This window comes from Pseudomonas alcaligenes, assembly GCF_014490745.1.
GTDB classification, from domain to species: Bacteria; Pseudomonadota; Gammaproteobacteria; order Pseudomonadales; family Pseudomonadaceae; genus Aquipseudomonas; species Aquipseudomonas alcaligenes_C.
Map to the genome: position 1 here is coordinate 3,118,735 of NZ_LZEU01000001.1, position 12,167 is coordinate 3,130,901.

The 12,167-nt window shown below is 66.0% G+C and carries 11 protein-coding genes; 4 read left to right on the forward strand and 7 right to left on the reverse strand.

Going from position 1 to position 12,167, the window contains the following annotated elements:
- Positions 1-12: 12 nt before the first annotated feature.
- Positions 13-2,238, reverse strand: a complete 2,226-nt coding sequence (locus tag A9179_RS14130) for a DNA internalization-related competence protein ComEC/Rec2 (protein ID WP_187806858.1) — start codon at positions 2,236-2,238, stop codon at positions 13-15.
- A gap of 106 nt (positions 2,239-2,344) precedes the next feature.
- Between A9179_RS14130 and A9179_RS14135 the strand changes: the two genes are divergently transcribed.
- Entirely contained in the window at positions 2,345-2,875 is a 531-nt protein-coding gene (locus A9179_RS14135; RefSeq protein WP_187806859.1) for a DUF2062 domain-containing protein, read from the forward strand.
- Between the two features lie 45 nt (positions 2,876-2,920).
- Here A9179_RS14135 and A9179_RS14140 read toward each other — a convergent pair whose 3' ends face one another.
- Genes A9179_RS14140 through A9179_RS14150 form a run of 3 tightly spaced genes read right to left on the reverse strand, consistent with a single transcriptional unit; the run spans position 2,921 to position 6,100 of the window.
- The gene (locus tag A9179_RS14140; protein ID WP_187806860.1) at positions 2,921-4,165 is read right to left on the reverse strand and encodes a lipoprotein-releasing ABC transporter permease subunit; all 1,245 of its coding nucleotides are present in this window, start codon (positions 4,163-4,165) and stop codon (positions 2,921-2,923) included.
- Positions 4,166-4,167: 2 nt separating this feature from the next.
- A complete protein-coding gene (gene lolD, locus A9179_RS14145) occupies positions 4,168-4,851 on the reverse strand; it encodes a lipoprotein-releasing ABC transporter ATP-binding protein LolD (RefSeq protein WP_187806861.1) in 684 nt (227 codons plus the stop codon).
- Positions 4,844-6,100 (reverse strand): lipoprotein-releasing ABC transporter permease subunit, encoded by a 1,257-nt coding sequence (locus A9179_RS14150; RefSeq protein WP_187806862.1) that lies wholly within the window; start codon positions 6,098-6,100, stop codon positions 4,844-4,846. Before A9179_RS14150 ends, lolD begins: the two co-directional genes overlap by 8 nt.
- 97 nt (positions 6,101-6,197) lie before the next feature.
- Between A9179_RS14150 and A9179_RS14155 the strand changes: the two genes are divergently transcribed.
- Genes A9179_RS14155 through A9179_RS14165 form a run of 3 tightly spaced genes read left to right on the forward strand, consistent with a single transcriptional unit; the run spans position 6,198 to position 7,782 of the window.
- Positions 6,198-6,776 (forward strand): PilZ domain-containing protein, encoded by a 579-nt coding sequence (locus tag A9179_RS14155; protein ID WP_187806863.1) that lies wholly within the window; start codon positions 6,198-6,200, stop codon positions 6,774-6,776.
- Positions 6,773-7,066 (forward strand): phosphodiesterase, encoded by a 294-nt coding sequence (locus A9179_RS14160; RefSeq protein WP_187806864.1) that lies wholly within the window; start codon positions 6,773-6,775, stop codon positions 7,064-7,066. The genes A9179_RS14155 and A9179_RS14160 overlap by 4 nt, the downstream gene beginning before the upstream one ends.
- Entirely contained in the window at positions 7,063-7,782 is a 720-nt protein-coding gene (locus A9179_RS14165; RefSeq protein WP_187806865.1) for a glycerophosphodiester phosphodiesterase, read from the forward strand. Before A9179_RS14160 ends, A9179_RS14165 begins: the two co-directional genes overlap by 4 nt.
- A 156-nt stretch (positions 7,783-7,938) precedes the next feature.
- Here A9179_RS14165 and sthA read toward each other — a convergent pair whose 3' ends face one another.
- From sthA to A9179_RS14180, 3 genes are all read right to left on the reverse strand, one after another.
- Positions 7,939-9,333, reverse strand: coding sequence for a Si-specific NAD(P)(+) transhydrogenase (gene sthA / locus A9179_RS14170; RefSeq protein WP_187806866.1), 1,395 nt, complete (start codon positions 9,331-9,333; stop codon positions 7,939-7,941).
- Positions 9,334-9,554: 221 nt separating this feature from the next.
- Positions 9,555-10,577, reverse strand: a complete 1,023-nt coding sequence (locus A9179_RS14175) for an FAD:protein FMN transferase (protein ID WP_187806867.1) — start codon at positions 10,575-10,577, stop codon at positions 9,555-9,557.
- A 90-nt stretch (positions 10,578-10,667) separates the two neighbouring features.
- The gene (locus tag A9179_RS14180) at positions 10,668-12,134 is read right to left on the reverse strand and encodes a glyceraldehyde-3-phosphate dehydrogenase (RefSeq protein ID WP_187806868.1); all 1,467 of its coding nucleotides are present in this window, start codon (positions 12,132-12,134) and stop codon (positions 10,668-10,670) included.
- Between the last annotated feature and the right edge of the window lie 33 nt (positions 12,135-12,167).

Sequence of the window (12,167 nt, forward strand, 5' to 3'; positions counted from 1 at the left end):
CCTCCCCCGTTCTCATTTTTCCCGCCAGAAACGTGCGCGCTCGCGCCAGCCGTAAGCCGCCTCGTGGCGCCCCAGACGCACGCGCACGGCGCCGCTGGTGACGCTGTCGTACAGACGAATGGAACGCGCCGCATAGCGCTGCAGCACCAGCGGATGCGGATGACCGAAGGGATTGTTGGCGCCGCGCGACAGCAGTGCCGCACGCGGCGCCACCGCATCGAGAAAAGCCGCCGAGGACGAGCTGCGACTACCGTGGTGCGGCACCTGCAGCCAGTCCGCCCGCACGTTGCGCCCAGCCTGCAGCAGGGCACGCTCGGCGGCCTGGTCGATGTCGCCGGTGAGCAGCAGGCTCTCGCCGGCAGCTTCGACCTTGAGCACGCAGGAGGCCGCATTGCCCTCGCCCGCTGCCTGCCATTGCCAGGTGGTGAAGACAACGTCATCCCAGCGCCACTGCGCACCGTCGATACAAGGCCGGGCCTGCAGGACTGCCGGCAGGGCCGCGGCCTCGCCGCTCAGCACCTGAGTCACGGGCAAGCCACGCTGCACCGCCAGGGCGCCGCCGGCGTGGTCGCTATCGGCATGACTGAGCAACAGGGTGTCGATGCGCTGTACGCCGAGCTGACGCAACGACGGCAGTACCACCCGCTCGCCCAGATCGAAATCGCCATAGCGCGGGCCGCTGTCGTACAACAGCACATGCCCGCGGGTGCGCACCAGCACGGCCAGGCCCTGGCCGACATCCAGCTGCCAGACCTCGGCCTGGCCCGGCTCCGGCACGGACGCCGGCAGATAGAACAGTGGCAGCAGCAGGACTGCACCAAGCGCCCGAGGCGCCAGCCCCGCCGGCAACAGCAGCAGGCCGCAGCCCAGACATACCAGCAGCCAGGCCCACAGTGGCAGCGCCGTCGGCAGCCAAGCTGGCAACCCGACAGCCAGCCAGGCCAGCACCTGAAACAGCAGCTGCAACAGACCACCAGCCAGCCACAAGAGGCCCTCGCCCAGCCACGGGATCGGCAGCAACAGGGTGCCCAGCAGCGCCGGCGGCACCACCAGGAAACTCACCCAGGGCACCGCCAGCAGATTGGCCAGCGGCCCGCTGGCACTGAGCGGCAAACCCAGGGCGAGGAACAGCGGCAACAGGCCGATGGCCAGCGTCCACTGCGCCCGCCACCACACCTGCCACCAGGGCCAGGCACCCAGGCGACCGGCAAACACCAGAGCCAGAATCGCCACCGCTCCGAACGACAGCCAGAAGCCGGCCTGCAGCACCGCCAGCGGCTCGACCAGCAGCACGGCGATCCAGGCCAGCAGCAAAGGCTGCCAGACACCCAGATGACGGAAGCGCAGGCGCCACAGCAGCACCACGGCGATCATCACGCAGGCGCGCCGCACCGGCACCTCGAAGCCGGCCAGCAGGCCGTAGCCCAGCGCCCCTGCGAAAGCCAGGGCACAGGCCCAGGGCAGCCAGGGCCAGGCCCGCGGCCACAGCCCCAGGCGCGCCAGGCCGGCGACCAGGCCATACAGCACGGCCGCCAGCAGAGCCACGTGCTGACCGGAAATCACCAGCAGGTGCACCGTGCCGGTAGCCTGCAGCACCCGCCAGTCGGCCAGCGACAGCCCCGAGTCATCACCCAGCACCAGCGCCGCCAGGGCACCCTGGCGGCCATGCGCATCCACGGCCAGCAGGCGCTGGCGCAGGGCATCGCGCCAGCTCGCCAGGCTGCTGCCCGCGCTCAGTTGCTCACCCTGCTTGACCGAACCAGTAGCGCCGATGCGCTGGGCCAGCAACCAGGCCTCGTAATCGAAGCCCTGCGGATTGACCAGGCCCAGTGGGCGCTTGAGACGCACCGCCAGACGCCAGCGCTCGCCGGCCTGCAGATGCGGGCCGCCATACCAGGCCAGGCGCAGGCGGCCGGGCAGCTGCTGGCGGCGCGCCTGCACCTGCTCCAGCTGGAAGCGCACCACGCCGCCGGCCTGTTCCGGCAGGCCGCTGACCCGCCCCTCCAGCCACAGGGTCTGGCCATCCAGCGCTGGCGTCAGGCGATCGTCCAGCGCCCATTGCGCCGAGGTCACCGCCCAGGCCAGACCCACCAGGAAGAACACCAGGGGATAACCGCGCCAGCGCAGCAGCGGCAGCGTCAACAGCACCCACAACCACACCAGCCACACCGCTGGCAGTGCCGGCAACCAGCACAGGCTGGCCAGACCGGCCGCCAGTGCCAACATCCCTGTTCTCATGGTTTCTCCCTGAGGGGCGCTCCTTCCGAGCACCCAGCGCCCGCCACGCTATCCGTAACGGGCGGCCTGTGCATAATAGCGGCGCTTCGATCTGCCGAGAGCCTTCATGCCGCGCCACCTGTTCAAACGCTACATGCCCGACCCGGAAAGCATCCGCAGCAACAAGTCGCTGCGCTTCCTCGGAACCCTGCTGCACGACCCCAACCTCTGGCACCTCAACCGCCACTCGGTGGCCAGAGCCATGGCCATGGGCCTGTTCGCCGCCTTCGTGCCGCTGCCCATGCAGATGCTGATCGCTGCCAGCCTGGCCGTAGTGGTGCGCGGCAACCTGCCAATCGCCGTCGGCCTGGTCTGGCTGACCAACCCCATCACCATGCCGCCAGTGTTCTACTGCACCTACAAGCTGGGCAGCTGGGTGCTGGGCACGGCGCCGATGGCGCTGCCGGAGCACCTGACCTGGGAATGGATCAGCGGCGAGCTGGCCAGTGTCTGGCAGCCCTTCCTGCTCGGCTCGCTGATTGCCGGCGTGCTCTGCGGCGCCCTGGCCTACGCCCTGACCATGCTCTACTGGCGCTGGTGGGTCGCGCACAACTGGCGCAAGCGCCAGCAGCGCCGGCGCCAGGCCGAAGCAGAATGAAAAACGCCGCTGAGAAGCGGCGTTGTTCATTCCGAGCGGCATCCGTCAGTCGTAGCGCAGCGCCTCGGCCGGCTGGGTACGCGAAGCGCGCCAGGCCGGATAGAGGGTGGCGAGGAAGCTCATCAGCAGCGCCGCCGTGCAGATCAGCAGCACATCCAGCCCCTGCAGATCGGATGGCAGGTTGCTGATGAAATACACGTCCGAACTGAGGATATGGCTGCCGCTGACCCGCTCCAGCCAGGCCACCCAGGTGCTGACATTGAGCGCCACTATCACCCCCAGAACACCGCCGACCAGGGTGCCGATGCTACCGATCACCGTACCCTGAACCATGAAGGTGCTCATGATCTGCCCCGGCGTGGCGCCCAGGGTGCGCAGGATGGCGATGTCGGAGCGCTTGTCGGCCACCACCATGATCAGGGTGGCGATAATGTTGAAGGCGGCAACGGCAATGATCAGCAGCAACAGCAGGCCGATCATGGTCTTTTCCATCTTCATCGCGCTGAACAGGCTGCCCTGGGTATGGGTCCAGTCGTTGGCCTTGTAGCCGGCCCCCAGGCTGGCGGCGATGGCGCTGGAGACCTGCGGCGCCTGGTACAGATCCTTGAGGGCGATGCGCACACTCTGCACCTGCCCCGGCGCCAGGCGCTGGATGCTCGCGGCATCGGCGATGCTGATCAGGGCCAGGCTGCTGTCCAGCTCGGCGCCCACCTTGAACACACCGACCACGTTCAGGCGCTGCATGCGCGGGGTGATGCCGCCGGCGGCATTGCTCACCTCGGGCACGATCAGGGTCAGCTTGTCGCCAACATTGAGGCGGAAGCGCCGCGCGGTGATTTCGCCGATGACCACGCCGAACTCGCCGCCGCGCAGGTCGTCGAGACGCCCCTGCACCATGTGCTCGCCGATGATCGAGACCTTGCGCTCCTGCTCGGGGTCGATGCCGTTGATCTCGATCGGCTGCATCACGCCCTTATAGGAGAACATCCCCTCCAGCTCGGCAAAGGGCGCCGCGCCGGTCACCTGCGGATGGCGCATGGCGCCGGCGGCTACCGCCTGCCAGTCGTCCAGCGCCTGGCCGGCGCTCAGGGTGGCGTGCGGCACCATGCCGAGGATGCGCGAGCTCATTTCCTTCTGGAACCCGTTCATCACCGAGAGCACCACGATCATCGCCAGCACGCCGAGGCCGAGGCCGATCATCGAGGTCAGGGAAATGAACGAGATGTAGTGGTTACGCCGCTTGGCGCGGGTGTAACGGGTACCGATGAACAGTGCGAGTGGCCGGAACATGATTAGGCAGCCACCAGCCGGCCTTCTTCCAGGCGCAGCACCCGATCCATCTGCTGTGCCAGCTGCAGATCGTGGGTCACCACCAGGAAGGCGGTCTGCGACGAAGCACTGAGCTCGCGCATCAGCTCCTGGATACCGTGGGCGGTGTGCTGGTCGAGGTTGCCGGTGGGCTCATCGAGCAGCACCAGTGCCGGGCGGTTGACCAGGGCGCGGGCGATGGCCACGCGCTGGCGCTCGCCACCAGACAGCTCGGCCGGCTTGTGGTTGAGCCGATGGCCGAGGCCGACCCGTTCCAGCAGCGCGGTGGCCCGCTGGCGGGCCTCGGGGATCGCGGTCTTGCCGATCAGCAGCGGCATGCACACGTTCTCCAGGGCGGTGAACTCCGGCAGCAAGTGATGGAACTGGTAGACAAAGCCCAGCGCGCGGTTGCGCAGCAGGCCGCGGGCCTTCTCGCCCAGAGCCGACAATTCCTCGCCGGCCAGCCAGACGCTGCCCTGGCTCGGCGTGTCGAGGCCGCCGAGCATGTTCAGCAGAGTACTCTTGCCCGAGCCGGAGGAACCGACGATGGCCACTCGTTCACCGGGCTGCAGCTCCAGCTCGACGCCACTCAGCACCTCGACCGTCTGCGGGCCTTCGTCGTAGCTTTTGCCCAGGTTGCGGCAACTCAGGACGGACTTGTCACTCATAACGCAAAGCCTCCGCTGGCTGGGTGCGCGCCGCGCGCCGGGCCGGGTAAAGGGTGGCAAGGAAACTCAGGATCAAGGCCGCGCCGCACACCAGCGCCACATCCTCGATCTGCACCTGCGACGGCAGGTAGTCGATGAAATACACCTCGGCATTGAGGAACTGGATGCCCAGTACGCCCTCCAGCCACTTGATCGCTGCACTCACGTTGAGCGCAGCGAGCACACCCAGCACGCCGCCGAGCAGGGTGCCGACCACGCCGATCACCGTGCCCTGCACCATGAAGGTCAACATGATCTGCCGTGGCGTGGCGCCCAGGGTGCGCAGGATGGCGATATCCGCCTGCTTGTCGGTGACCACCATGACCAGGGTGGAAATGATGTTGAACGCAGCGACCGCGACGATCAGCAACAGCAGCAGGCCGATCATCGCCTTCTCCATGCGGATGGCCTGGTACAGGTTGCCGTGGGTCGCGGTCCAGTCACGTGCGTAGAAGTCCTCGGAGCGCAGCTCCTGGGCCAGCTGCCAGGCCACTTCCGGCGCCTGGAACAGGTCACGCAGCTTGAGTCGCACGCCCTGCACCTCGCCCGGTTTCAGGCGCAGCAGGCGCCCGGCGTCCTGCACATGGGCCATGGCCACATGGCCGTCGATCTCGCCGGCGCCGACATGGAAGATGCCGACCACGGTGAAGCGCTTCATCCGCGGGAACATACCGGCCGGCGTCACCGCCACCTCGGGGGCGACGAAGGTGACCTTGTCGCCGATGGCCAGGCCCAGCTTGCGCGCCGCCAGGTCGCCGATAAGGATGCCGAAGCCACCCGGTTCGAGAGCAGCCAGAGAGCCCTGATCCTTGAGGAAGAAATTGCCGATGATCGACACCTTGCTCTCTTCGCGCGGGTCGATGGCGTTGATCAGTACCTTCTGTACCTGGCCCTGGTTGGTCAGCAGGCCCTGCATCTGGGTGAAGGGTGCCACCGCCAGCACCTGCGGGTGCTCGGCGGCACGGGCGGCAATGCGCTGCCAGTCCTTGATCGGCTGGCTGCCCTCGAGGGTGGCGTGCGGCACCATGCCCAGCACGCGGTCGCGCATCTCGCGGTCGAAGCCGTTCATGACCGACAGCACGACGATCATCACCAGCACGCCGAGGGCGAGGCCGATGATCGAAGTGAGGGAGATGAAGGAGACGAAAAGGCTGCGACGCCTGGCCCGCGTGTAACGCAAGCCGATAAAGAACGGCAAGGGTCTGAACATTGTCTGGGGAGTTCGCTGGCGAAAGGGGAAACGTCCTTGTGGCGGGGCTTGGCGAGCAGCTTTACACTCAGACCACCACTGCTGCCATGGGTTCGCCATGTCGTATCAAGACGCCGATGATCGCCGCGAATACTACCGTATCGAGGATACGATCGCACTGGATTTCAGCCTGCTGTCCGGGCCCGAGGCGCATGCTACCGAGGCTCTGCACGACGCCTCGCCGCTGTTCAATCTGCTCAGCGATCTGCACCTGATGGACTTCGAATCGCAGCACCTGCTGCGCCATATCAGCGAGCGCGATCGCACTCTGGCCAACTACCTGAAAGTGATGAACAAGCGTATCGACCTGCTCGGCCAGGCCGTGGCGCAAAGCCTGCTGCGCGACATCGGCGTGCCGCGCCAGGTGTCGCTGTCCGAAGGCGGGCTGAGCTTCCTTCACCCACAGGCAGTCGCCGCCGGCAGCCATCTGGCGGTCAAGATGGTGCTGATGCCCCAGGCCCTAGGCCTGCTGCTGCGGGCCGAGGTGGTGCACTGCCAGCCGCGCGAAGACGGCCAGTTCGAGATCGGCACCGAGTTCGAAGCCCTCAGCGACGCCCAGCGCCAGCTGCTGGCCCGTCACATTCTGCAGAAACAGGCGCTGCAGCGCCGCCAGGCCCGGGAACAGCAACAACGATGAGACCAGCCGTATTGCTTCTGGCCCTGTTCCTGCCGCTGGCAGGCCAGGCTGAAACCATCGAGATCCCCGTCGGCGAGCAAGGCCAGAGCGACCTGCCACTGCCCCGGCGTGGCGAACTCAAGGGCGCCGTGCTGGAACGCTTCGGCCTGCCCGACGAAGAACACGCGCCGGTCGGCCAGCCGCCGATCACCCGCTGGGACTACCGCGAGTTCAGCGTCTACTTCGAATACGACCACGTGGTGGACAGCGTTCGCCACCATCAGCCCCGCTACCTCAAGGAACAACAGTGACCCTTATCTACGGCCACCGCGGCGCCAAGGGCGAAGCACCGGAAAATACCCTCGCAAGCTTCCAGCAATGCCTCGCGCATGGCGTCACCCGCTGCGAACTGGATCTGCACCTGTCGCGTGACGGCCAACTGATGGTGATCCACGACCCGACCCTGAAGCGCACCACTGGCCGCCGCGGCAAGGTGGTCGAGCACGACGCCGCCGACCTGGTCGGCTACGACGCACGCCAGGGCGGCCCGGGCTGGAAGACCCCCTGCCCGATCCCGACCCTGGAGCAGCTGTTCGAGCACTGCCCGTTCGAGCACTGGCAGCTGGAAGTGAAGAGCGCCTCGCGGGTACGCGCCGCCCGCACTGTGCTGGCCATCAAGGAACTGGCCGAACGCTTCGGCCTGATCGACAAGGTCACCGTCACCAGCAGCTCGCGCGAAGTGCTGCGCGCGCTCAAGCGTCTGACCCCGGAGCTGTCGCGCGGCCTGGTGGCCGAGTACAACTGGCTCGACCCGCTCAAGGTTGCCGCTCACTATGGCTGCAGCATGCTCGCCCTGAACTGGACGCTGTGCACCCCGGAGCGCCTGCTGCGGGCGCAGAAGGCCGGCCTGCACGTGACCGTGTGGACGGTCAACGAACCCGCCCTGATGCGCCGCCTGGCCGACTTCGGTGCGGACAGCATCATCACCGACTTCCCCGGCCTGGCCGTCGCCACGCTGAAGAACTAGGCACAAAACGCTGCGATAAAAAAACCGGCCACCTGGGCCGGTTTTTTTATCGCTCGACAGCGCCTGGTCAGAAGCTCTCCCGGTTCGGCCAGCGCCATTCGCGGGAGTCGCTGAAGGGGTCTTCCCCGACCGGCTCAGGCCACCGGTCGGAGCCGCTCAAAAAAGCCGGTTGAGCCCGTCGAACGCCGCCACCCGGTAGGCCTCGGCCATGGTCGGGTAGTTGAAGGTGGTGTTGACGAAGTACTTGATGCTGTTCGCCTCGCCCTTCTGGTTCATGATCGCCTGGCCGATGTGCACGATCTCCGAAGCCTGGTAGCCGAAGCAGTGCACGCCGAGGATTTCCAGGGTCTCGCGGTGGAACAGGATCTTCAGCATGCCCACCGGTTCGTGGGAGATCTGCGCGCGCGCCATGCCCTTGAAGAAGGCCTTGCCGACCTCGTAGGGGATCTTGGCCTGGGTCAGCTCCCTCTCGTTCTTGCCGATCGAGCTGATCTCCGGAATGGTGTAGATGCCGGTCGGCACGTCGTCGACGAAGCGCCAGCTGTCGTTCTCCACCGCGCTGCCGGCAGCCGAGCGGCCTTGGTCATAGGCGGCACTGGCCAGGCTCGGCCAGCCGATCACGTCGCCGGCGGCATAGATGTTCGACACCGAGGTGCGGTACTGCTGGTCAACGTCGATCTGGCCACGGCTGTTGACCTTGATGCCGATGTTTTCCAGGCCCAGCTTGTCGGTGTTGCCGGTACGGCCGTTGCACCACAGCAGGCAGTCGGCCTTGATCTTCTTGCCTGACTTGAGGTGCAGGATCACCCCGTTCTCCAGGCCCTCGATGCGCTCGTACTCCTCGTTGTGACGGATCAGCACGTTGTTGTTGCGCAGGTGGTAGCTCAGCGCATCGGAGATTTCGTCGTCGAGGAAGCTGAGCAGCTGGTCGCGGTTGTCGATCAGGTCGACCAGCACACCCAGGCCGCTGAAGATCGAGGCGTACTCGGAGCCGATCACCCCGGCGCCGTAGATGATGATGCGGCGCGGCGTGTGGGTCAGGCTGAGGATGGTGTCGCTGTCGTAGATGCGCGAGTGATGGAAGTCGACGTCGGACGGACGATACGGGCGCGAGCCGGTGGCGATGACGATCTGCTTGGCCACCAGTTTTTCCACCACGCCGTTGGGGCAGACCACTTCCACGGTCTGCTCGTCGGCGAAGCTGGCGGTGCCGAAGAACACATCGGTACGGTTGCGCGCGTAGTAGCCGGTGCGCGAGGCGACCTGCTTGGAGATCACCCGCTCGGCGCTCTTCAGCACGTCAGGGAAGGAGAACCAGCGCGGCTCGCCGATCTGGCGGAACAGCGGGTTGGTGTTGTACTGCATGATCTGCCGCACCGAGTGGCGCAGCGCCTTGGACGGAATGGTGCCGAGGTGGGTGCAGTTGCCGCCGACCAGTGGGCGGTTGTCGACCACCGCCACCTTGCGCCCGGCCTTGGCCGCGTTCATTGCCGCGCCTTCGCCCGCCGGGCCCGAGCCCAGCACCACCACGTCGTAGTTGTAGACCGCCATGCTTACTCCTCATCACGCGCCGGACGCCTCAGGCAGCATCCGGATCGGCTGCGGCACCCCATGGCCGCAGCACTCGAAATCATCCACACAGCTTAGCCGTGCGCTTTTGCCCGGCACATTAGCGCTTGGTCGCGTCGTAGGCGAGCAGAGAATCCACTACATGCCCGCCTGGCGCCGCAATTGTGCTCTGCACCTGGCGCAACTATCGGCGGTTTTATCGCTCACTGCCCGGCTGCGCCGAACTGACGGGCGAAGGCCGAGCTGGGTTGGCTGACGAATACCTGCCCGCTGCGCCGGACAAACAACGCGGCGATTCCCGCCTGCTCCGCATAGGCCAGGCCACGCTCGGGCCCCAGCACCATGAGTAAAGTCGACAGACCGTCGGCGCGCAGGGCCGACGGGTCGATGACCGTGACTGCCGCCAGGTCATGGCGTACCGGCGCGCCGCTGTGCGGGTCGAAGGTATGCGAATAGCGCTGGCCATCCTGCTCGAAGTAATTGCGGTAGTCGCCGGAGGTGGAAACGCCCTGCCCGTCCAGCTCCAGCACCTGCTGCGCCACCTGGCGGTCATCGCGCGGCACTTCCAGGGCCACGCGCCAGGCCGAGCCATCGGGCTTGCGCCCGCGCACCTTGAGCTCGCCGGTGACATTCAGCAGGTAGCTGTCGATGCCCAGCTCCGCCAGCCGCGCACCGATGCGATCGACCGCGTAACCGGCGGCAATGCTGTCGAGATCGAGCTGCACAGTGACGTCCTTGCACAGCCGCTCGCCCTCGATACGCAAATGCTGGTAACCAGTATTGGCCCGTGCAGCCGCGATCTGCTCGGCACTGGGCACCCGCGCGCTGCGCGACTGCGCTCCGAAGCCCCAGAGATCCAGCAGCGGCTGCAGGGTCAGGTCGAAGGCGCCATCGCTGGCCTGCGCCAACTGCTCGCCGAAACGCACCAGCTGCAACACCGGCGCCGGCATGGCCTGGCAACTGCCGGCCGGCAGCAGGTTGAAGCGCGAGACATCCGAGTCCACCCGCCAGGTCGACATCTGCTGGTCGACCTCGGCCAGGATGCCCTCCACCGCCCGGCGCACCTCGGGCTGCGCCGGGGTGGTCGCACCCGCCACATATTTCAGCGAGTAGTGACTGCCCATGGTCGGCCCGCCGAACTCTTCGACAGGCGCGTCGCAGGCACTCAGCAGCGCGCTAATCAGCAGCAGGAAAAGGTATCTGGCCAAGCCTGCGATCCACTTCATCTAGGTGCACTCATGCTAACGCAGCCGAGCAAAGGCCCTGAAATGCAAAACGGGAGCCTAGGCTCCCGTTCTGTTTACTGCTCTCGCGGATTAGCGCGGGAAGGCTGGCGGGTTGACCCCGGCCATTTCTTCCATCACGCGAACCACCTGGCAGCTGTAGCCGAACTCGTTGTCGTACCACACGTACAGCACGACGCGGTTGTCGTTGCAGATGGTGGCTTCGGCATCGACCACACCGGCGTGGCGCGAACCAACGAAGTCGGTGGACACCACTTCCTGCGACTGGACGAAGTCGATCTGCTTCTGCAGATCCGAGTGCATGGCCATCTGGCGCAGGTACTCGTTGATCTCTTCGCGGCTGGTGGCCTTCTCCAGGTTCAGGTTGAGAATGGCCATGGAGACGTTCGGCGTCGGTACGCGAATGGCGTTGCCGGTCAGCTTACCTTTGAGAACCGGCAGAGCCTTGGCGGCAGCGGTAGCGGCGCCGGTCTCGGTGATCACCATGTTCAGCGGCGCGCTGCGGCCACGGCGATCGCCCTTGTGGAAGTTGTCGATCAGGTTCTGGTCGTTGGTGTACGAGTGAACGGTTTCAACGTGGCCGTTGACGATGCCGTACTGGTCATTCACCGCTTTCAGCACCGGTACGATGGCGTTGGTGGTGCAGGAGGCAGCGGAGATGATCTTGTCGTCGGCAGTGATTTCGCCATGGTTGATGCCATGCACGATGTTCTTCAGCGCGCCTTTGCCAGGAGCAGTCAGAACAACGCGATCGACACCCGGGCAGGCCAGGTGCTGGCCCAGACCCTCGGCGTCACGCCATACGCCGGTGTTGTCCACCAGCAGGGCGTTCTTGATGCCGTACTGGGTGTAGTCGACTTCGGTCGGCGACTTGGCGTAGATCACCTGGATCAGGTTGCCGTTGGCGGTGAGGGTGTTGTTTTCCTCGTCGATGGTGATGGTGCCATCGAACTTGCCATGTACCGAGTCGCGGCGCAGCAGGCTGGCGCGCTTGACCAGGTCATTGCTGGCGCCTTTACGGACGACGATGGCGCGCAGACGCAGGCCGTCGCCACCACCGGTTTTCTCGATCAGGATGCGCGCCAGCAGGCGGCCGATGCGACCGAAGCCGTACAGCACGACGTCGGTGCCTTCGCGGCCGGCGCCGTTCTGCTTGCCAACCACGTCAGCCAGCTCGTCCTTGACGAACTGCTCGACGCTGCGGCCATTGCCTTCGGCCTTGAACTTGCTGGCCATCTTGCCCAGGTCGACGGAAGCGGCGCCCAGTTTGAGCTCGCCCATGGCCTTGAGGATCGGGAAGGTATCGTGCACCGACAGTTCGCCGTCGTCAGCCAGGCGGTGACGGGCGAAGCGGTGGGCTTTGAGAATGTCGATCACCGAACGGTTGATCAGACCACGGCCGTAGATCGAGGTCACCACGCTGTTGTTGCGGTAGAGCTGGCCGATCATCGGAATCATCGCTTCCGCGAGGGCTTCACGATCGATCCACTCACCGAGACACTGGTCGGGCTTCTGGGTCACGGGCAATACCTTCCACATGTAGGGGCTGAAAAAAGGGGCTACATTATGACG

Excerpts from the sequence above, each read along its gene's own strand:
- A9179_RS14130 (WP_187806858.1), bottom strand. The coding sequence starts at position 2,238 with ATGAGAACAGGGATGTTGGCACTGGCGGCCGGTCTGGCCAGCCTGTGC.
- A9179_RS14135 (WP_187806859.1), top strand. The coding sequence starts at position 2,345 with ATGCCGCGCCACCTGTTCAAACGCTACATGCCCGACCCGGAAAGCATC.
- A9179_RS14140 (WP_187806860.1), bottom strand. The coding sequence starts at position 4,165 with ATGTTCCGGCCACTCGCACTGTTCATCGGTACCCGTTACACCCGCGCC.
- lolD (WP_187806861.1), bottom strand. The coding sequence starts at position 4,851 with ATGAGTGACAAGTCCGTCCTGAGTTGCCGCAACCTGGGCAAAAGCTAC.
- A9179_RS14150 (WP_187806862.1), bottom strand. The coding sequence starts at position 6,100 with ATGTTCAGACCCTTGCCGTTCTTTATCGGCTTGCGTTACACGCGGGCC.
- A9179_RS14155 (WP_187806863.1), top strand. The coding sequence starts at position 6,198 with ATGTCGTATCAAGACGCCGATGATCGCCGCGAATACTACCGTATCGAG.
- A9179_RS14160 (WP_187806864.1), top strand. The coding sequence starts at position 6,773 with ATGAGACCAGCCGTATTGCTTCTGGCCCTGTTCCTGCCGCTGGCAGGC.
- sthA (WP_187806866.1), bottom strand. The coding sequence starts at position 9,333 with ATGGCGGTCTACAACTACGACGTGGTGGTGCTGGGCTCGGGCCCGGCG.
- A9179_RS14175 (WP_187806867.1), bottom strand. The coding sequence starts at position 10,577 with ATGAAGTGGATCGCAGGCTTGGCCAGATACCTTTTCCTGCTGCTGATT.
- A9179_RS14180 (WP_187806868.1), bottom strand. The coding sequence starts at position 12,134 with ATGTGGAAGGTATTGCCCGTGACCCAGAAGCCCGACCAGTGTCTCGGT.